Consider the following 20,173-nt stretch of genomic DNA (forward strand, 5'->3'; position numbering starts at 1 on the left):
TGTCAAAAAACTTAAATCGCACCCCGAATCTCGTGATTCAAGGTGCGAAGAACTTTCATTCTGAACTACTGAACCAAAGCAAACACGATAAAATTCATAAAATGAAAATTTAAATTAAATTATATTTAAAAATTAAAGCATATGGCTAAAAATGAAAAAATGCCCCAGGTATTTTACCTGGGGCTTTCAACAGGGTGTCTAAATCAAAGGCAAAACGCCTTATTATTAGCTATCTTTAGAACCGGAATCCTTGGAGCCACCATCTTTGGAACCACTGTCCTTAGAACCGGAATCCTTAGAACCGGAATCCTTAGAACCGGAATCTTTGGAGCCACTGTCCTTGGCGGCAGGAGTGGGTGTCGGTGTAGGAGCTGCTGCAGGAGGTGTGGCAGTAGCGGGATAACCGCGATAGATGATTGCTTCAAAGGTTTTCGCTGAACGTGCAGCTGCTTTATTGGGAACATAAGCAGTCACACGCAGTTTCAAAGCATTTGAATCTTGGCCAGGGGCAGTACCCGCAACCGTTGGGTTGGCAACAGAAGTCTGAAGTTCAAACTGGCCTGCGCCGTCAGCGGTATCGTAAAGGGCCCCACCTTTTGTTACTTTGGTTTCTCTCCAGGAGACAACCTTTACACCATAACCCGCAGTACTGGTAGAAGGCGTGGTCACAGCAGGGGGAGTACAACCTGAACTGGTGCCACCATCTTTAGAGCCACCATCTTTAGAGCCACCATCTTTAGAGCCACCATCTTTAGAGCCGCCGTCTTTACCGGCAGCACAGGGGTCGACCACAGGAGCGCAAGCACCCAGGGTATCACCGGCATGGCCATCGTGTCCATTCCAGCCAGCAGCAGCCACTTCAAGGGTTTGTGCATTTGCAGGATTTCCAGGGGGAACATGGCAAATGGTGACTTTCGCACCACCGTCTTTAGAGCCACTGTCTTTAGAGCCACCGTCTTTGGAGCCGCTGTCTTTGGAGCCGCCGCCCCCTTGAACAGCAGAGAAACTTTTAAAACCAGAAATTTGCTTCGCATCCGCTTCCTTCTCAATCAAGAACTCGGCATGAGCATCAGCTGCAAGTTGAGCGGTTGGATTATTTTTTTTGTACACAAGACCGACATACTTAGAGAGACCTTCTTCAGCAACACGAACGGCATCTCTGCTGCGGGTATCATGCGCAATATCTTTGGTACCACCAGAAATCTGATAGACCAGTACGCCACCAGCAATCAAGACAACAGCTGAGAGCGCAACAGCTGTTACCAAGGCAAAACCTTTTTGAGACTTTCTTTTACTTACCATACTAACCTACCACCTTTTGGATTTCATCTTTACGTTCTAATCATATGATCTAAAACACAAAAATAGAATATAACCAGGGTTATAGATTGGGGTATATATTGAGCATTCAATACAGCTATAACCCTGGTATAGATCCAAAAAACTAAACCAACGGAGGGGGGGAGTCAAGGTTCTCTGCACTTTCTGGAAAAGCTGATGAAACAACACGAACAGACCAATTTCCAGCCTGGCTGGTCAACTGTTTCAAAAATGCCAGCATAATCAGGGTATTGCCAAACATCTCACTGCACTCTTCAATCAAAATCGACAGGTGACTGATCACATAGGTTTTTACCCCCAGAGAAGCAGCCAGATGGGTATAGATACTTTCCACCCCTTCAATAAAGTCAAGCACCACAGCAAAACCATAAAGTGAAAGCCCTAAAAACAAAAGAATCTTTTGCTCACGGCTATTCAGGTTTTTCCACATAAACCACATCACAAAAAAGCCAATGCACACCAAAGCAGGTACAAAAACCAACTGCCAATGAAAACTGGGAAAATGTTTGACCAATTCAGAAAAAAAGCCGCCCCCAGAAGCGCCTCCTCCTTTAAAGGTTTCTTCAACAGCGGTACCAATCCGCTCATGCAGACGGGAACCATCGTCCAAGGCCAGATAGCTGAAAAAACTGGCAATAAAACCCCAGCCCCAGAGCACAAAACGTTTCAGGGTCTGCTTTTGTGTCAGCAGAACAGCAAAAACGCCCCAAAGCACAAGCGCAATACAAAACAACTGTATACTCGAAAACCAGTTCACCAGACCATCATCCTGAGAAACATTGACCAGGCGTTGCAGGGCCCCAATCGAGGTCCATTCCAGATAGTTCAGAAAAATATCCAAAAGCGCAAGAACCACAATCACCCCCCCCCAAAGCCCGGCCAAAGCATTGAGTACCCAGGATTCTTGAATACAAAAACTTATTTTCTCAACCGGTTTCATAGTTTCTCCCTCTTGAACTTCAGAATTTAATGTAAACGGGCTAGATCTTGAGGGCCTACCTCAAGATTGCGGGAATAACGGTGAGGCAAAAAAAATGTAAACTGACTGCCCTTGCCCTCTTCACTGACCAAACGAAGCCACCCTCTGTGCGCTTCAATAATCTGACGACAGAGATAAAGCCCCAAACCCGTGGATAAATCTGCCTGGGCATTGTCTTTGATCAAACGATTGTTGCGGTTATAAAAATCAAAAATGGTGGTTTGCAACTCTTCGGGAATGCCTTGTCCATTGTCTCGAATGACAACCTCTACCCCCTCAGAACTAAATTTGCTGTGAATGGATATCACGCCATTGTTTTGGGTATATTTGATCGCATTCGCTACCAAGTTTTTCAAAACACGCGAAATCTCCATCCGATCAAACATCAACGGTGCAGGATTTTTATCCAGTGCCAAAGCAATTTCAATTTGTTTGGCCTCAGCTAAAGGACGCAAACCTTCAACAGACTCAGAAAGCAAGCCATTGAGATCATCTTTCGCCAAAAACAAATTGATCTTCCCCAATTCATATTTTTGAACATTGAGCAGGTTGGTAATCAAATTGAGCGAGTTATTACAATGTTTAAGCATCATATTGATCAAGGTAATGCGTTGTTCCCTTGAAATATGATCCTGATCGCGAATATTTTCAAGCGTACGAGAAATAGCGATCAAGGGGGTTTTTAAATCATGGGCAATCAGCGAGTGAACCTTTTCTTTTTGTGCCTGTTGAGAATAGAGGTCATCCATGATTTGCCAAAACTGAATGGCGATATCACCCACTTCATCCTTGCGCTCAAGTAAGTCTGTAATATTTTCTTTGTTGCGCTTCAGGATGGCATCCATCAAACTTTGAAAGGGTGAAATAATATTTTTTGAAATATAATAACTAAAAATCAAAAGAATAAGCAAAAAGAAAACAGAAAATACGGCTAAATTGACAACCATCTCTAAGATAATCTGTTTTTCAAAATCTGTGGGTTGTAAAAGCAAAATTTTCAATTGTCCATTGCGAAAGTCAATGCTGCGATAATTGGCTTTAAACTCTTGGTTCTGGCCTTTCAGAATAAATAAACCGGAGCTGACCAAATTCGAAATCAAACGGTTAATCGAAACTTCAAAATCAATTTTTTGAAGACTTTTGATCAAATCGGGATCGCTTGAATACAATTGATGGGTATTCAAATACAATAAAACCGCCTGCCCATTCTCGTGATACAAACTATTGAGTACAGGATTCAATAATTTTCCTACCACCCATTCTCTTTTCGAATCAAGCACCCTGCGTGTAAAAATAAAAAAATCTGTTCCCGCAGCAAGCAGAAAAACCTCACCAGGCTCCAAGGACGGTATTTGATGGGCTTGAATCTGCGTGTAGGAGGTCTTCACCCGATCTGCTTGATTTTGTTCTTGAAGCATGATCCAATCAAAGCTTTGATTCTTGAGCAAAAGCGCCATCTCCTGCTCTAGCTGAACAGAAGACAAGGAATTCAAGATTTCAAGACGCTGTGTTTCATTTTGAAATTGCTCAAGAAAATTTTTCAAAATCAAATAATTGGTATTTAGACCAGAGTCTAAGGTCTGCTCCGTTTGTTTATAGACAATTTTTTGCACACCCAAACTGGAAATAAAATAATTAATAAAGAGCGAGAACAAAGTGATCACAACAAAAACAATAAAAAACTTATATCTAATTTTCATGATTTTTCTGACACGGTCCTTGAGGTAAAAAACAACGCAAGCTAAAATAATGGGAACAAAAGGCCCGCTCAATCTGTTCTGCAGGTTGACCTGCAAAAAGCGCGCCGGAATAGAGCAATTGAATCAAACGCCGATCCTGTTCAGAATATTTTTGCACCTGTGTCCAACGCGCTTCAAAAATACTCTCAGGCTGATCTCGGGTATCATTGAACAATCCCAAACTCTGGGTCAGTTCTTCGCGAATTAAATGATTTCGCTCTGCCTGGCTAATTTTATTGGTCGAAATTAAAATTCGGGCAGAATAGAGGCGATCATCCTCTTGTTCCACACTAAAAAAACCTTTGTTATGCGCAATATAATAGGGATCCAAAAACTGAAAACGACGGTAAGGCGCAAAGATAATTTCAAGATTGTCTTGTTCAGAGGGTTCAGAGCCTGGTTGCAGCGTCAGTTTAATCTTTTGCTGAAGCTGATTCAATTCATTCACCACCGCTTGCAAAACCTGTAAATCTTCAGCAGTGGGCGAGCCTTTAATACGAATAAAAATATCTTGCTCCCAAAGCATCAACTTTTTCAGAGGTTCTCCAAATTCAAGCCCCAAAGCAATTTTCTGAAGACGCTGCAGATCCTCACAGGGAAATTTTTCTTTGGCCTCTAAAAGCATGAAGGCAGAAGGAATAAAAAAACTCAAACACAAAACAAAAAAACAAAAGACAAGCACAAAAGCAAGCGTAAAAATTCGGGTTGAGCCCCTCGAAAACTGGCTAAATGCCGAAATTTGAAAGCGCGGCTTCATTCTAGGCTGAAAGAAGATTACTGGCCATCGCTTTGACAATCGCTTCACTGCGATTCGATACGCTCATTTTTCTGAGAATATTATTCACATGCACTTTCACCGTGCCCTCAGATATAAACAGCTGATCTGCAATATCCTTATTCTTATACCCTTTGGCTATCAAGGTTAAAATTTCAAGCTCACGTTCTGTCAAGACTTCTTTCAAAGGAGAAGTCGTTGAAAATTTAAGCGGAACGGTGTCTGCAGGACTCTTTTCATCCTGTTGCAATTCAGTCAAAACATATTTGGCAACCGTAGGTTGCATCAGGGTTAAGCCATTGGCAGCCATTTTAATCGTTGTATAAAGTTCTGCTGGGGGAATATCCTTCATGGTATAGGCATTGGCTCCCGCTAAAAAGGCACGGTAAAGCGATTGATCGTCTTCGATCGAAGTAAGAATGACCACATGGCTGGGAAGCCCCCGATCCTGAATCGCCTGGGTAATTTCAATCCCGCTCATCCCAGGAACACGGATATCCAACAAAGCGACATCGGGCCGATGTTTGGTGATCAAATCCATTCCCTCTTGGCCATGGCCTGAGGTTGCCAAAATTTCAAGATCTGCATAACAGGACAATGCGCCACTGATACCAGCCAGCATGAGTTCATTATCCTCAACAATCACCAAACTAATTTTCTTTTGCATTTTCTCAGATCTCGCTCAGGATAGATTTTTTTAACCATTTCAAAGTTTCTTTACTCTCAGGATCTTGTTTTAAAGAACGCTCAAAATAAGACTTTGCTGCTTTATATTCTTTTTGGGCAAACAATGAACGCCCCATCCAATAGGTATAAAGCTCATTTTCTTTTTGAAAAGACAAGGCTTTTGCAAAGGACTTTTCTGCCCTATCAAAATCCTCTTGAAAATAATAAAGACGCCCCAATCGGTACCTTGCCTGGTGATAAGCCGGCGCCTGCTTCAAGAGCGTCTGCAATTGCTCTTCACTGTCCAGAAATCTGTGCTGCTCAAAATACATTTCAGCCAAAGTATAGCGATAATCCTGATTATCAGGTGATTTATCAAGTGCTTTTTTCAAATACAGCTCAGCATTTTGAATATCGTTTTCTTCTCTAAATAATTTCGACATTTTATAATATACATAGCCTTCTTCTGGAAAAAGCGTAAACATTTTACGCCAGACCTGATTGGCCAAAACCTTTTTGCGGTAACGTTCCAACCACTGTGCATATTGTTTTCCAGTTTCAAGACTGGGATGTTGTTCCCAAGCCAATTGATACTCTCGCAATAAACGCGCTTCGAGCGGCTGACCAAGTTTGGGATCCGCCTGATAGGCTTGGCGAATAAAACTTTTGATAAAGGAAGAATTGCTCTGAAGCTGGGTAAAGTGGGTTGCTAATTTTAAAGGATCCGCAGGGATTTGCGCACGCATCTGCTCAATGGAATAATTTTTTTCAAGGTAATGTTTAAACGGATCTATATTCGCGTCAGGGGAAAGTGCCGACATGGCAAACTCTAAATTGGGCTTATCGATTGAATTTAAATCTATATTTTGAGTTTCTGAATGTTCATCCAAAAAACCAAAGGTATCCGTTGATACAATCGCATACTTAATGCTGTCAAGGCTGCGCCCATGCTTATTCATAAAAAATTCTTTCAAAACCGTGTTCTTTTCAATTGCTTCCTGTTGGTGCAATGCAATCGGTTGATTGGAACAAAGCAAAAGAAAATAGGAAGAGCGAATCATCGCTGTCCAGGCATATTTGAACTCCGAATGCAAAGATTTTAAAATAATTTTAAAACCCTCTTCGCCAATGCGATTGTCAATCCAAGTGGTATAAACCCCATCGGGCTTTAAACGGCTTTTGATATGACGAAAAAAATCAACTGTATAAAGCTTACTTGAACTGAAATAAAGCGGAGAAGTGACCGTATTCAAGATCAAATCGTATTTTTGTGGCGTGTTTTTGAGATAGCGAATGCCGTCATCCAAAATAATCTGCGCGCGCGGATCGTGGGCAATATTAAAATTATGTTCCTTCATATCGTCTTGATGTTCGACAATCACAGGGTTGATCTCGACAATATCCGTCTTATCAAAGACCTGGGTCACAGTACTGCCTGTGGAACCACTGCCCAAGCCCAAAACAAGCGCATGTTGTGTACGGGGAGAAACCAGGCTGGAAAGCGTTCCCACCATATATTCAGCCGCAGAATTCAAGGCCATGCTGATATAGCCATTTATAAAAAAGAATTCCTGATCTCCCACCTTGTTGATTGAAAATACATCTTCATATTTGCGGTACTGACTGCCCCATTTGTATTCCCCCATTTTTTGGCGCAGGGTATCCTCACGGCTAAACGCTTTATAACTGAGATACAAGAGATTTTCATTCCATAAAGAAAGGTAGGCACCCAACCCTAAAAACAAAGCAATACTTACCAAAACCATATTTTTTCGGTTGGGCCAATCATAAATCACAGCGGCCAAAGCCAAAAGCGAAAGAATAATCAATAAAATTTGACCATAATTAAAATGGCTATGAATATACAAAACCATCAAAAGATATCCAAAAGCATTGGCAAGACTTGAAACAAAAAGTAAATGACCTGATTCTTTCGCAACTTCCGATTCATCAGAAGTCAGAAGGGAAGGTATTGCTGCACCAAAACCAATCGAAAGCCAAAGCATGAAACAGGCCAAAATCAACATTTTTAAAACAATCAGCGTAGACTCACTGAAGTGAGCATAAAACGCAGCATAGCGAAACACCAAGGGCTGAAAAAGCGCAAGAATCAAGACCAAGAAAAAAGTGCTGCTGATCGTAAAAAAACCAAAACTCAATTTCAAATAGCGGCTGAGTAAACTGCCCAGGGCAATGCCCAAAAGCACCAAACTGACCACCATGGCAAAGGTTTCATGAAAAGGGCCAAAAATAAACTCTGCGATTTTAATCGCCAACAATTGAAAAATGGCACTGGCGATACTGAGCAAACACAGTGCAGCCAGCAAACGCGGAGGAAAAGAAATAGAATCCTTTAGCTCTCTGACAGTCTTGGATTTTCTAAAGAAGCCAACCAAAAGCAAACCCGAAAGAAAATTCAAACACAGAATAATCGCAAGCGTCTGCATAATGCCATAGCTTCTGATTAAGTAGAACTCAATCGCAAAGGCCGTTACCGATGCACCAAAATTATAAATCATATAACTCAGGTCAAAAATTTTACCTGGAATCATTTCTTGAAATAAATCAGCAAACAGCGGCAAACTACAGCCAATCAAAACCGTGGGAATACACAAAAGCAAAGCACAAGCCAAAATCGTTAAAAGAATATTTCCTGCGGGCAAAACCTGATAAAAAAAGGCATCAAGACTGGGATAGAGGGCTATAAAAAGCAAAGCATAAAGTCCGATTGAGGCTTCAATCAGCCATAAATAGCCTTCCAGTTTATGCGCAATTTTTGTGCCGATGCCAATGCCCAATAGAAACATAATCAGAATAGAGGCATTCAATACAAAACTATTGCCAATAATATTGCCCAAAGCACGGGAATAAAGAATTTCATATGAAATCCCACAAAACCCAGAAATAAAAAGCGTTAAAATAAAAATAAATCTTTTAATTGGAAAAGCTGACTCTTTCGAAAAAGGAAGGTCTGCTATCCCCATACTAGAAACCTGTCGGGTCCTATTTTAGCCAAGGGCAATGCCAAAGTCTCCATTTTATCTGACTCGGGCTGATACACAATCAGACCACGGCCAGAGTCCAAGATATAAAAAGAACGTGAATGGGGATCATAAACCATATCTTGAGCGGCAGAGCCCCCGGTTTCAATTTTAGGCCCCCAGTTTTTGGTATAAAGATTGTATTGACGCAAATGATCAGCAAAAAGCACATAGAGTTTTGCATTCTGCAAAGGGGCCAAAACTTTAATCGGTTCACCTTCGGTTTCAAGCCGTTGTTCTTTTTCTTTTGATTGCGGGTCATACAGATAGAAATGATTCCCCACCAAGGAATGAATCAAATATTGACGAACCGAGTTCAGCCAGACTAAATGCGCACGTCGATACGTTCGCCCCAGTGGATAGGTGCTGATCAAAGCAGTTCCTGAAGTTTCATAAATCGCATTTTTGCCAAGAATATCAAAATGCCCGGTGTCTCGATTTTTAATCACCGTCACAGGATCTTTGAGTTCATCAGGATTAAAACAAGGGCTCGTGATTTGCCTGCGTGAAAGATTGATACAGATCAGGGTATTTTTTTCATCATTGACTGAAATTAGCTGATCCTCGCGCCGAGAGAGCGCCAAAGCCGTAGGCTTGGAAGTCTCTTGAAGCGGAATACGATGATCTAAACGCATTTGATTTAAATCAAACACTGCAATTTCATTTTTTTCTGGCAAACTGAGATACAAATGATGGTCATCCTCATCAAAAGCCATTTCCTTGGGGCTGGCTTCAAGTTCCACAATCTGCCCCCAGTTTCCTGATTTAAGGTTTAAGGTCGACAATAATCTGCTTTGTGAATTCAGCAGAATAAAATTAGTCCCTTCGTGACTGACGGGCTTTGTCTCTGGCACCATCGCAAAATTGAGTTTTAAAGTTTTGCCCTTTTCAATTTGCAAAGGTTGGGTGAGCTCTTCAAATCCATTTTTTTTCAATTTCAAAATATGCTCACCTGGGGCCACGTTATGAATTAAGAAATTGCCTGTTAAGGGCTTACTGGTCGCAACGGAAACCCCATCTAATTCAACAGCGACATCTCCAACCACAACCTTATTATCAGAAACATAGGTAATTTTCCCTTGAACCTCAGATTTGTTTGAGCAAGAAAAAAGACTTAATGTAAAAAAAAGAGATATAATAAAAAAGAATTTATTTGAATTTCTCATACTACTCATTAAAAATCAATAATACGTATTATTGATAAAAAATTTTGCTAGAATCTAAAAACCAAGATTTCAGACATAAGCAATTATTGTATTCAATTCGTTCAATGAACAATCAATCAACAGCTTTTAAAAAGAATCAAATACACCCTCGAAACAACAACGACGCTGCAAAAAATTACACCCTCAGTTTTGATTATATCAATCCACATTATAATTTCGAATAAATTGTTAGAATAAATAACGCTCGCATTTTGAGTCTGAAATACAAATATTAAGAAATATTAAGTATCCTCCATTGCGCAAATGAAACAGCCCCATCAGCCATGAGCTGATGGGGCTTGTTTAAAATGAACGCATTTTAGCGATGGGGGCGAAGAAAAGGAGGCAACTCCAAAGGGTCATGGGCTGGCGGTGGCGCAGCGGCAGCAGGAGGAACAACAGCAGCCGGAGGAGCCGACGCGACAGGGGGAACGGCCACAGGAGGCGGAGCAGCAGGAGCTGGCGCAGGGGCAGCAGCCTGAGGAGGCGGAGCAGCAGGAGCTGGTGCAGGGGCAGCAGCCTGAGGAGGCGGAGCGACAGGAGCTGGCGCTGGCGCAGGGGCAGCGGCCTGAGGAGGCGGAGCGACAGGAGCTGGCGCAGGGGCGGCAGAAGGCGCTTGATAGGCCGGTGCTGCCGGTTTATGTACAGGCGCGGTATAGCGGGCTTCCTGTTGCTGGCGTCGCACCCCTGGCCGTTGACCATTGTTAAAACCTGTTGCAATCACGGTGATTTGAATCTCACCCTGAATCCGGTCATCAATCACAGCACCAAAAATAATATTGGCATCAGGACTGGCGACCCCATAAATGACTTCAGCTGCCTCATTGACCTCATACAGGGTCAGGTCAGCACCCCCGGTGACATTGAAAATAATTCCGCTGGCCCCCTCAATCGAGGCTTCCAAGAGAGGACTGGAGATTGCGGCACGAGAAGCCTCAATCGCACGTCCTTCACCGCTGGCGTGGCCAATGCCCATCAGAGCAGAGCCTGCATCTGCCATAATCGCTTTAATATCAGCAAAGTCGACGTTGATCAGACCTGGGATGGTGATAATATCAGAAATACCCTGGACCCCCTGGCGCAGAACATCATCAGCGACCCGAAAAGCTTCTTGAATAGAGGTGCGTTTTTCAACCACAGAAAGCAATCTGTCGTTGGGAATCACAATCAGGGTATCTACTTTTTCACGGAAATTGTTGATCCCATCTTCAGCCTGTTGCCAACGTCTGCGTCCTTCAAAGGTAAAGGGCCGTGTCACCACCCCAATGGTTAAAGCATTGTTCTGACGTGCAATTTCCGCAACAATCGGTGCGGCACCAGTCCCAGAACCACCGCCCATACCACAGGTAATAAAAACCATATCAGCACCCTCAAGTGCTGCTGCAATATCATCACGGCTTTCTTCTGCCGCTTTCGCGCCAATCGCAGGGTTACCACCAGCCCCTAAACCTCGGGTGACTTTTCCACCCACGGCAATGCGCTTTTCAGCCTGTGAAAAAGAGAGGGCTTGCGCATCAGTATTGATTGAAATAAATTCAACACCATTTAAACCAGAGGAAATCATCCGGTTAACGGCATTGCCGCCACCGCCCCCTACACCTATAACTTTAATATCTGCGACAGATGAGAGTTTTTTTCTTGCTGCTTCCATGGTTTTACGACCACCTTTACTTCCTTGGCTGGGGGAAACTTTCCGGTATCTTCTTCACACTCCAGATCTGTCCTAAGCCCTGATTTCACAAGGGCCAAGTATTCGTCATAACGTGTATTCATTCAGATACAAACGGACAAAGCTATTTAAGCCTGTATATTCAGACATTTTAACATACCATGACCCCGTTTAAAGTCTGGATTGTCAGGACATTTACAGCAAAACAAGACTTTCACTCAGGAAGCACTGAAGAAGGAACTTTGGTCTTAATCACGGGATGTTTCCAAAAGCGCAAATCAATCGATTCTACCAATTGTGACTGTTTGGCCGTAATTTGAGTCAGAGAAGGCAAAAGCCCCAATTTAAGAGAAAGCTGTTCAGGTTTTCCCAACCAAATAGGGGAATTGATTTCGGGGGTACGTAATATAATATTCTCAGGATTGGAGAGATTATAAACGCCCTGGATCGGGAGTTGCTTTTTCTGATAAAGCCCATTGAGCAAATTCAGAATATTCAACTGCGTCTCTGGCAGATGCCCCATTTTCAAGATTTTCTTGTCTACGCTCGCCAAAACAGTATGGGCAGGCGTACTGGTATCCGGAATATTCAGTAAAACCCCTTCTTCATCCATCAGCGAGGAGTGTTCAGGCGTGTACACCTGTGCATTAGGACGTTCAAAAAACAATCTGTAAGTAGGTTTGCGCTCAATGACAAAGATATTGACAACGGTCGGAAAAAGCGAACGCTCCACATTCACAGATTTGAGCAAGGGGTAATCCATCAATTCTTTCTGTAGAACCAAAGGATTGACCTGCAGCAAATGCTGGCCCATCAAATGTTTGCCGTCAAGATAACTCAAAACAAAACGGGTGGAATAATGGCTCAATCCATGGGGTCTGACCTCTTGAATCTGCCAAAGCGAAGAAGTCCAAATCTGCCACAAAATACTACTTAAAAGCATCGCAGCCATGATTCGCCAATAATCCGGCACACGCTTTTTGCGTTTTCTTGAAGGGTAGGCTTCAACGGGCTCAGAAAAGGGAAGTTCCGGAGAGGCCACGGGGTTCAGAATTCGCCCAAAAAAATCACTTCAGGCTCCAATTGAACCTGATAGTGTTCCCAAACTTCAGCCTGCAGAGATTGAATCAATCGACAGGCATCCTGGGCCGTAGCCTTGCCCAGATTGACAATAAAATTGGCATGGTCAGGAGAAACCTGTACCCCACCAGAAATACGTCCTTTGGCTCCCAATTGCTCAATCAAGCGACCCGCAAAATTATTCGTCGGGTTGCGAAAAATACTGCCCGAATTGGGCAGTCGAATATTGTGCTGGGGCTGGCGGCGCTCATCCGCCCGCTGAAAGTTTTCAGCGATCAAGGCAGGGTCTGCCGGTGTGAGTTTCAATTCTGCTTCCAGCACGATTTCACCATTGTACTTATAATCGCTCCAACGGTAGCCATGTTCAATTTGGGCCTTGGTACGCACCACGCGTTGTCCCAAAGGCGTTAAACTGGTCACACTTTCTAAAACATCAAAGGTTTCTGTATGACAGGCCCCTGCATTCATGACCACCGCCCCTCCCAGGGTACCGGGTATCCCCCAAAGCTTTTCAATTCCCATCAAGTTCATACTCATGGCTTTGCGTATCAGCGTTCCCAGACGGGTTCCCGCTTTAACGCGCACACGACCTTCAGGGTGAATTTCAAAACCCGAAAAACGATGGGTAATATGCATAACAATGCCCGGCAAGCCCTGATCAGAGAGCAAGACATTGGAACCCCCTCCCAAAACTGTCAGCGGAATGCTTTGAGACTGGGCAAACTGTACGATTCTTAAAATTTCAGCTTCACTGGCAGGCGCCACATAAAACTCTGCAGCGCCGCCTATGCGCCAGGAGGTATAAGGCGCAAGCGGTTCTTGTTCACGAAAAGTTTCAGACAACTTTTCGTTCTTGATGCGTACGGCGGACAGGTGCATAGACAATCTTCTGCTCATTCATTTTTTCAATCGAATCGGAAGACTTGGCTTGTAAGTTTCCCACCAGGTCATACGATAAATCGGTAATATTTCCAGCGCCAATGGTCAGAACCATTTCATCTGGAATCAGGTTTTCAAGCAAATAGGTCTTGATTTCAGGCAAAGAAGCAAAATAAAGCACCTCTTTGTCAGGATAAGTCTGGCGAGTCTTTGCAACCAAATCCAGAATTGAAACCTGAAAATCTTCAGGGCGCTCAGAAGCCGCGTAAATATCTGTCAAAATCACCCGATCGGCCAATTCAAAAGAATCAGCAAAGTCCTGAAGCAAGGCCTGGGTCCGACTGTAGCGATGGGGCTGAAAAGCAACGCTGATATGACGGTTCTGTAATTTAGCCGTGCTGAGCGTGGCCCGAATTTCAGAAGGGTGGTGCGCGTAATCGTCAATCACCGAAACCGTATCCAGCATGCCTATCAATTGAAATCGCCGTTTGACCCCTTGATAAGAGGCCAAAGCGGTTCGGATAGCCTGAGCAGAAACAACGCCCAGACTGTGGGTGGCACTCAAAGCAGCCAAGGCATTGTAGATATTGTGAATGCCCGGAATTTTCAAATCAAACCAGCCCAGAGATTCGCCCCGAACTTCAACTTCAAAGCGAGATCCTGTCGGTGATAATTCTTTCTGAACCACGCGGTAATCCGCATCAGTGGCTTCAAGTGCAAAACCAAGGGTACGCAAACGCATCGACTCGGGCAAACGCTCAAGCAAAAGACGCACCCCTGCATCATCTAAATTCACGACCAAACGCCCGTTTTCAGGCTGACGGCTGACAAATTCTGCGACAGCCTCAATAATCTCATCCAGACCCTGGTAGTGATCCAAATGGTCAACTTCCAGATTGGTAATCACAGCCACTTCACTGCTCAGACGGCGCAAAGACTGATCGCTTTCATCTACTTCGGCCACAATAAACTCACCTTGGCCAGCCAGGGCATTGGTGCCCAATTGGGGGACTTCGCCGCCAATCACCACAGTGGGGTCGAGCCCCTGCTCGACCAGAATCAGCGAAGTCAAAGCCGACGTGGTGGTTTTGCCGTGTGTGCCTGTGATCGAAAGACTGCGTGAGGTCTGCAAAAGGTAATTTAAAACCTCAGAACGGTGAATGATCGGAATATGCCGTGCACGGGCTTCCTGAATCTCAGGGTTTTCTTCAGAAATAGCCGTAGAAACGACCACATACTCTGTTCCTGCGGGCACATGCTCAGCGTGGTGGCCCACCGCAATTTGAGCACCCTGTGCTTCTAAACTTTGGGTCAGGGCATTGTGCTTTAAATCGGAACCACTGACCTGTTTTCCGCGGGCGGCCAAAATTCGGGCCAAACCACTCATGCCAATGCCCGCAATGCCAATAAAATGAATCTGTTCAAAATGCTTCAACATGCAAAAGCCTCTTCTTTGGGGGTGGAAATCATCTCAAGTACCAGCTGGGCAACTTTCTCTGCGGCAAGGGGGGAGTTCAGCCGACTACAATTTTCGCGCATTTTGCCCAATCTTTCTGTATCTGTAATTACATCCCGAATCACGGTTCCCAGGGCGCCTTGCTCAAGTTGTGCTTCCGAAAAAAGAATCGCGGCACCCGCCTGGTCCAAAACCTGCGCATTGTCCAACTGGTGGCCCCCACCAAAGGAACCGGGAATCAGAATAGAAGGGATCTGACACGCCAAAAGCTCCGCAATACTTGAAGCACCCGCTCTGGAAATCACCAAATCGGTGCATGCCAGCAAATCTGGCATATCGTCTACATAGTTTAACAAACGGTAACGGGGGTGAATAGCATACTCACCGGCAGCTTCACGCACTGCCGCTTCATTGCTGGCCCCACAGACATGTACAATCTGAAGGTTTTCAAGCGCCAATAGCTCAGGCAAAGCCCGAAGCAAGGCCAGATTCAATCTTTGCGCGCCTTGACTGCCGCCAATCAAACTCACGGTTTTGCAGTGGGCATCCAACTGAAAACGCTTGAAACCCGCTTCGCGGGAACCCTCTAAAATCTCAGGCCGAATCGGGCTGCCCGTCACACGGCTCAGGGGGCCTGCGGGAAGATACTTCTCTGTTTCAGCATGTGCCAAAGCAACGGCCTTGGCAATCCGTGCCAAATACTGATTGGCTTTACCAGGCACCACATTGGTTTCCAATAAAATCACAGGAATTTTTTCCTGCCAGGCCGCCACAATCGCAGGCACGGTGATATAGGAGCCCAAGCCCAAAACGGCAACCGGCCGCTGTTTGCGAAGATTCTGGCGCGCCATACGGATACAGTTCCAGAGCATTTTCAAGCTGCGAACAGGCTGATTTTTTCGCAGTTGCTGAACCGGCAAGCCGACAAAAGCAAAACCTTCAGCGGGAATTTTGTCTTTTTCCATGCGTGAATCTGAACCCATAAAACGAATTTCACAGCCCTGAGCCTGCAGCATACGTCCCACCGCTAAACCTGGATAAATATGCCCGCCCGTGCCCCCGCAGGTAATCAGAATCTCGGGTTTCATGAATTTTGTGCCGCCTGTAGGTTTTTATCCGTCTGACGGGCGGGAGGCTTCAGTGCACTGGGCACATAGCGGGAGATATTCAAAAGCAGACCCATCGCCGCCAAATTTACAATCATCGAAGAACTGCCAAAACTGATAAAGGGCAAGGTCAAGCCGGTGGTCGGAATCGAGCCACTGACCACCGCCAGATTGACCCAGGCCTGCATCACGACCATGCAGGCCAAACCCATGGAGAGAATTTTCAAATAGGGCGTGGGCGCTTTGACGGCAATGGCCGTCCCCCGTTGTGCCAAAAGAATAAACAAAAGCAAAAGCAGGCAAACCCCGACAAAGCCAAATTCTTCAGAAATCACAGCAAAAATAAAATCGGTATGCTGCTCAGGCAAGTAGAATAATTTTTGTACACTTTGGCCAAATCCATTGCCAAAAAAACCACCGGAGCCAATTGCGATTAAAGACTGAATCAGGTGAAAACCTTTCCCCTGAGGATCCGACCAGGGGTTGAGCCAAGAGGTAATGCGCGCCTGTTGGTAGGGGGTACTCCAACTCATAATAAAAAACCCCAGCCCCCCTGAAATGATCAGGGCGGCGACTTTCCAAAACTTCATCCCCGCAGCGATATAGAGAATTAAAACAGTCCCCGAAACCACAATCGTGGTGCCCAAATCGGGCTCAGTCAAAATAATCATTAAGATCGCTGCGACAGGTGCTAAGATTTCAAGTTTTTCACGTCGTCTCAAGCTTTGCGCCATGGGATGCCCCAAAATCGCAGCCAGGTACATCACCAAGACAGGCTTGGCAATCTCAGAGGGCTGAAACACCAACCCCATCAGATGAATCCAACGGGAAGAACCTTTACTGGTAATGCCGATACCTGGGATATGCGTTGCCAGCAGCAAAAGGATGGAGGCAACCATCAAAGGCTTGATATAGCGCGGCAATTTATAAATATCGATTCGAATCGCAAAGAACATGGCCACCAGCCCCAAAGCCACCCCAACCAACTGCTTTTTAAAATAATAGCTGGCATCTCCCATCTGAGCCTGGGCAACATGCGCACTGGCACTGAGAATACTGACCAACCCAATTGCAATCAGAATCACAATAATATTCAAAAGCGCATAATCAATATGGTGATTGGGGCCCTGTTCCTGCAAAATCTGGTTGGCCAGGGCAGAAACAGGCTCAGATTTCATCCGTCGGGCGCGTTCTTGGCGTTTCATGTTTTGTTTGGTTTTAGGGGGTGAGCGAAGCAACACAGGCTTTAAAACTCTCCCCTCTTTTTTCAAAATTGGCGAACATATCATAACTGGCACAGGCGGGAGAAAGCAGAATATGATCACCCGGCTGAGAAAGTTCCCAAGCCTTCTGAACGGCATCCTGCAGGGAAGTCGCCATGCTGATTTGATTATACTCCGTTTTATGAAGTTCCTGGGCAAAATGCGAGGCCGCTTCACCCAGCAAAATAACATGTTTGACACGGTTCTGAATCACCTGGGCCAAAGGGCAAAAATCCCCCCCTTTGTCACGGCCTCCCGCCAAAAGAATCAAAGGGGGCTCCAGACTTTCAAGCGCCTTGATTGTGGCGAGATAATTCGTGGCCTTGGAGTCGTTGATAAAAACACGCCCTTGCAAATCTGCAATTTTTTCAACCCGATGGGGAATGCCCTGAATCCGTTGAATCGCGCTGAGCACTGCCGCCTTCGGAATCTTCAGCAAGGCGGAAACAGAAAGCAAAGTCAAATAATTTTCATGGTTGTGGCTGCCCAAGAGAGGCAAATCACGCAAAGCGATCACCGCTTCAGGGCCCTGTTCTGTCTGGCGGTAAAGTTGTCCGTCCTGAATCCAGGCCAAAACATCGGGCCCCGGATGCAGAGAAAACCATTGAATATTTTTCTGAAGTGTTTCAGGTATTTCCTGACACCAATCATTGTCCCAATTGCTCAAAGCGAAGTCTTCTGCCTGTTGAGCCTGAAAAATACGGCATTTTAAAGCAAAATAATGCTCCATGCTTTCATGGCGATCGAGATGGTTGGGGTAGAGATTTAAAAGAATACCGATTCGAGGACGAAAACTGTAAGTGGTTTCAAGCTGAAACGAACTCAATTCAGCCACCACCCAATCCAATGGCTGATCGACAAAAGAAATCAAAGGCGTGCCGATATTGCCTCCCAAAGCGGTGCGAAAACCAGCCTCTTCAAGCAAAGCGTGAATCAAGGTCACGCTTGTGGTTTTGCCATTGCTGCCGGTCACGGCAATCACGGGAACCTGCAGAAACTGGCCTGCCAGCTCAATTTCGCTGATCACAGGAATACCCTGCTCTTTGGCCACACAAAAGGGATAAGCGCTTAAGGGAATGCCAGGACTGGCAATCATGGCTTCAGCAGATGAAAGCAAGGCCGCACTGTGCCCACCTTCTTCCCAGGCAATCCCCAGCGAATCCAGCTCTGCTTGAAGGGTTTGAGGAATCAAACCCTGGTCACTGACGCTAACCTGATTGCCCAGCCCCTTGAGAAAACGGGCAGCCGCAATGCCACTGCGGGCAGCCCCCAAAACGACCACCCAGCGATTTTTCCAAAAACTTGCTTGACAGGCTTTCATCAGGGCAACCCATGTGTTCCGTAATAGCCAATAAACGAAATCAGGCAAAAGAGAACGGCGACAAAGCTGAAACGGTTTACCACCTGGGTTTCTTTCCAGCCCCCCAATTCAAAATGGTGGTGCAAAGGGCTCATGCGAAACAGACGTTTGCGCGTTTTTTTGAAATAGGTCACTTGAAGCACCACGGAAAGTGCTTCTGCCACGAAAATAATCCCCACCAGTAAAAACCAAAGCTCAAGATGCCCCAAAACTGCCATCACGGCAATAATTCCGCCCAAGCCCAAAGATCCCGTATCCCCCATAAAAACCTGGGCCGGATGGCTGTTATACCAGAGAAAGCCCAAACAACCCCCAATTGTAGACAGCCCCAAAATAACCCCAGGCAGCATCAAGGGGTCGTTTAACCCGCCCTTTAAAATCAAAAGGGCTGTCAAGGTCGCCAAGGTGACCAAAGCCACGCTCGAAGCCAAGCCATCCAAACCATCGGTTAAGTTCACGGCGTTGGTGGTTGAGACAAAGAAAAGAATCACAAAGGGTACAAAGAGCCACCCCAAAGGCAGATCTGCCCCCAAAAAAGGCAATTCAGTATAGGGTGCATGCTGCGGGGGGCCCCATTGCAAATAAGCCCCCAATAAAAAACCCACAAAAATCTGGCCCGCCAGTTTTTGTTTCGGGGTAATGCCCTTGTTGTTCTTCAACCAAATTTTTTGAAAATCATCAATAAATCCCACAGAGGTGGTTAAAACCACCAAACCTATCAAAATCAGGGTATGGGGGGTGGGGCGGGAAAAGAAAAAAGTCACCAACAGCAGGGGAATCAGGAAAATAATACCGCCCATGGTGGGCGTTCCCCCCTTGCTCAAATGAGACTGGGGGCCTTCTTCACGAATATGTTGCCCCAGTTTAAGTCGGCGCAAGATTTCTACCGCATAGCGGCCAAAAAATACAGCTAAAAGAGCTGTTAAAGGAACAGTGCTTAATGCCAGGAGGGTTTGCATGCCAAAAGAATCGCTTCCGCAAGGTCGTCTTCTTCATGATAGACCACCCCCCTGACCAGCATCTGTGATAAAAGTGCCCCCGGCACAAAAAATATTTATTTTTGTGCCGGGGGGCTGGGAGAAGCACTGGGCACAGGAGGATGCGCCAAAAGCCGCTCCATTTCTTCAGGCAGATTGACATAGCTCAGCAAAAGCTGCTTTCCATCTTCAGAAAGCACATAATACCCCGAGTTAATCGGGGTTTTATTGCCAAGCAAAAACTGGCGTACTCCCTGCGAAGTTTTGAGTTCAAGCTTGAGTCGCGGGGGCTCCAGGCCAAAGTCTTTTTTTTCTGAAGCGTTCAAATTCGGTTCTACCACTTGGGCCGCAGGCCAATCTTTGAGATGATCCACAAAAGTATCGAGCAGAGCCGCATCAGCCAATGTTTTTTGGGGCTCCAGCAAGTGCCATTGGCCTTTGGCATTTTTTTCTGCCACCAACCGCTGGCCAGCCTTTTCCAGCGAAAAGCCCCTGACTTGGGCCGGCTCCAGTTGTAAAATCTGGGTTTCTGCTTTTGCCGACTCTGCAGGCACAGGCTGACGCTCATAGAAAAAAACATAAGCTCCGAGCCCCAAGAGAAGAGCCAACATCGCCAAAGTAGAAGCAGGTTTCATACG

General features: G+C 45.4%; 16 protein-coding genes and 1 pseudogene. 2 read left to right on the forward strand and 15 right to left on the reverse strand.

Features of this window, described 5'->3' with window-relative positions; all coding sequences use genetic code 11:
• The first annotated feature begins 682 nt into the window (after positions 1 to 682).
• Together COW20_21440 and COW20_21445 are read left to right on the forward strand one after the other, a co-directional pair.
• Positions 683 to 766: pseudogene (locus COW20_21440) on the forward strand (septum formation protein Maf).
• 224 nt (positions 767 to 990) lie between these two features.
• Positions 991 to 1,245: a hypothetical protein gene (locus COW20_21445; protein ID PIW44927.1), complete on the forward strand. Its 255-nt coding sequence runs from the start codon at positions 991 to 993 to the stop codon at positions 1,243 to 1,245.
• Positions 1,246 to 1,444: 199 nt separating this feature from the next.
• On the opposite strand, the gene COW20_21450 is transcribed toward COW20_21445, so the two are convergent.
• The 15 genes from COW20_21450 to COW20_21520 form a co-directional block, all read right to left on the reverse strand.
• A complete protein-coding gene (locus tag COW20_21450) occupies positions 1,445 to 2,281 on the reverse strand; it encodes a hypothetical protein (GenBank protein ID PIW44928.1) in 837 nt (278 codons plus the stop codon).
• A gap of 26 nt (positions 2,282 to 2,307) precedes the next feature.
• Positions 2,308 to 4,020 (reverse strand): hypothetical protein, encoded by a 1,713-nt coding sequence (locus COW20_21455; GenBank protein PIW44929.1) that lies wholly within the window; start codon positions 4,018 to 4,020, stop codon positions 2,308 to 2,310.
• A complete protein-coding gene (locus tag COW20_21460) occupies positions 4,010 to 4,816 on the reverse strand; it encodes a hypothetical protein (GenBank protein ID PIW44930.1) in 807 nt (268 codons plus the stop codon). The genes COW20_21455 and COW20_21460 overlap by 11 nt, the downstream gene beginning before the upstream one ends.
• Before the next feature lies 1 nt (position 4,817).
• Positions 4,818 to 5,501, reverse strand: coding sequence for a hypothetical protein (locus COW20_21465; protein ID PIW44931.1), 684 nt, complete (start codon positions 5,499 to 5,501; stop codon positions 4,818 to 4,820).
• Between the two features lie 4 nt (positions 5,502 to 5,505).
• A complete protein-coding gene (locus COW20_21470; GenBank protein PIW44932.1) occupies positions 5,506 to 8,484 on the reverse strand; it encodes a hypothetical protein in 2,979 nt (992 codons plus the stop codon).
• Positions 8,475 to 9,707 carry a hypothetical protein gene (locus COW20_21475; protein PIW44933.1) on the reverse strand — a complete coding sequence of 411 codons (1,233 nt, stop codon included), beginning with the start codon at positions 9,705 to 9,707 and terminating at the stop codon, positions 8,475 to 8,477. The genes COW20_21470 and COW20_21475 overlap by 10 nt, the downstream gene beginning before the upstream one ends.
• 358 nt (positions 9,708 to 10,065) lie before the next feature.
• Positions 10,066 to 11,397 carry a cell division protein FtsZ gene (locus tag COW20_21480; GenBank protein ID PIW44934.1) on the reverse strand — a complete coding sequence of 444 codons (1,332 nt, stop codon included), beginning with the start codon at positions 11,395 to 11,397 and terminating at the stop codon, positions 10,066 to 10,068.
• 232 nt (positions 11,398 to 11,629) lie between these two features.
• Positions 11,630 to 12,457 carry a hypothetical protein gene (locus COW20_21485; protein PIW44935.1) on the reverse strand — a complete coding sequence of 276 codons (828 nt, stop codon included), beginning with the start codon at positions 12,455 to 12,457 and terminating at the stop codon, positions 11,630 to 11,632.
• Between the two features lie 5 nt (positions 12,458 to 12,462).
• Positions 12,463 to 13,392: a UDP-N-acetylenolpyruvoylglucosamine reductase gene (locus COW20_21490; protein PIW44936.1), complete on the reverse strand. Its 930-nt coding sequence runs from the start codon at positions 13,390 to 13,392 to the stop codon at positions 12,463 to 12,465.
• Positions 13,331 to 14,812, reverse strand: a complete 1,482-nt coding sequence (murC, locus tag COW20_21495; GenBank protein ID PIW44937.1) for a UDP-N-acetylmuramate--L-alanine ligase — start codon at positions 14,810 to 14,812, stop codon at positions 13,331 to 13,333. The genes COW20_21490 and murC overlap by 62 nt, the downstream gene beginning before the upstream one ends.
• On the reverse strand, positions 14,806 to 15,918 hold the full coding sequence (gene murG / locus COW20_21500; protein PIW44938.1) for an undecaprenyldiphospho-muramoylpentapeptide beta-N-acetylglucosaminyltransferase: 1,113 nt from the start codon (positions 15,916 to 15,918) through the stop codon (positions 14,806 to 14,808). The genes murC and murG overlap by 7 nt, the downstream gene beginning before the upstream one ends.
• On the reverse strand, positions 15,915 to 17,225 hold the full coding sequence (ftsW, locus tag COW20_21505) for a putative lipid II flippase FtsW (protein PIW44939.1): 1,311 nt from the start codon (positions 17,223 to 17,225) through the stop codon (positions 15,915 to 15,917). Before ftsW ends, murG begins: the two co-directional genes overlap by 4 nt.
• Positions 17,155 to 18,519: a UDP-N-acetylmuramoyl-L-alanine--D-glutamate ligase gene (murD, locus tag COW20_21510; protein PIW44940.1), complete on the reverse strand. Its 1,365-nt coding sequence runs from the start codon at positions 18,517 to 18,519 to the stop codon at positions 17,155 to 17,157. Before murD ends, ftsW begins: the two co-directional genes overlap by 71 nt.
• On the reverse strand, positions 18,519 to 19,517 hold the full coding sequence (locus COW20_21515) for a phospho-N-acetylmuramoyl-pentapeptide-transferase (GenBank protein PIW44941.1): 999 nt from the start codon (positions 19,515 to 19,517) through the stop codon (positions 18,519 to 18,521). Before COW20_21515 ends, murD begins: the two co-directional genes overlap by 1 nt.
• 95 nt (positions 19,518 to 19,612) lie before the next feature.
• Positions 19,613 to 20,170 carry a hypothetical protein gene (locus COW20_21520; GenBank protein ID PIW44942.1) on the reverse strand — a complete coding sequence of 186 codons (558 nt, stop codon included), beginning with the start codon at positions 20,168 to 20,170 and terminating at the stop codon, positions 19,613 to 19,615.
• Between the last annotated feature and the right edge of the window lie 3 nt (positions 20,171 to 20,173).

Source organism: bacterium (Candidatus Blackallbacteria) CG13_big_fil_rev_8_21_14_2_50_49_14, from assembly GCA_002783405.1.
Classification (GTDB): Bacteria; Cyanobacteriota; Sericytochromatia; order UBA7694; family UBA7694.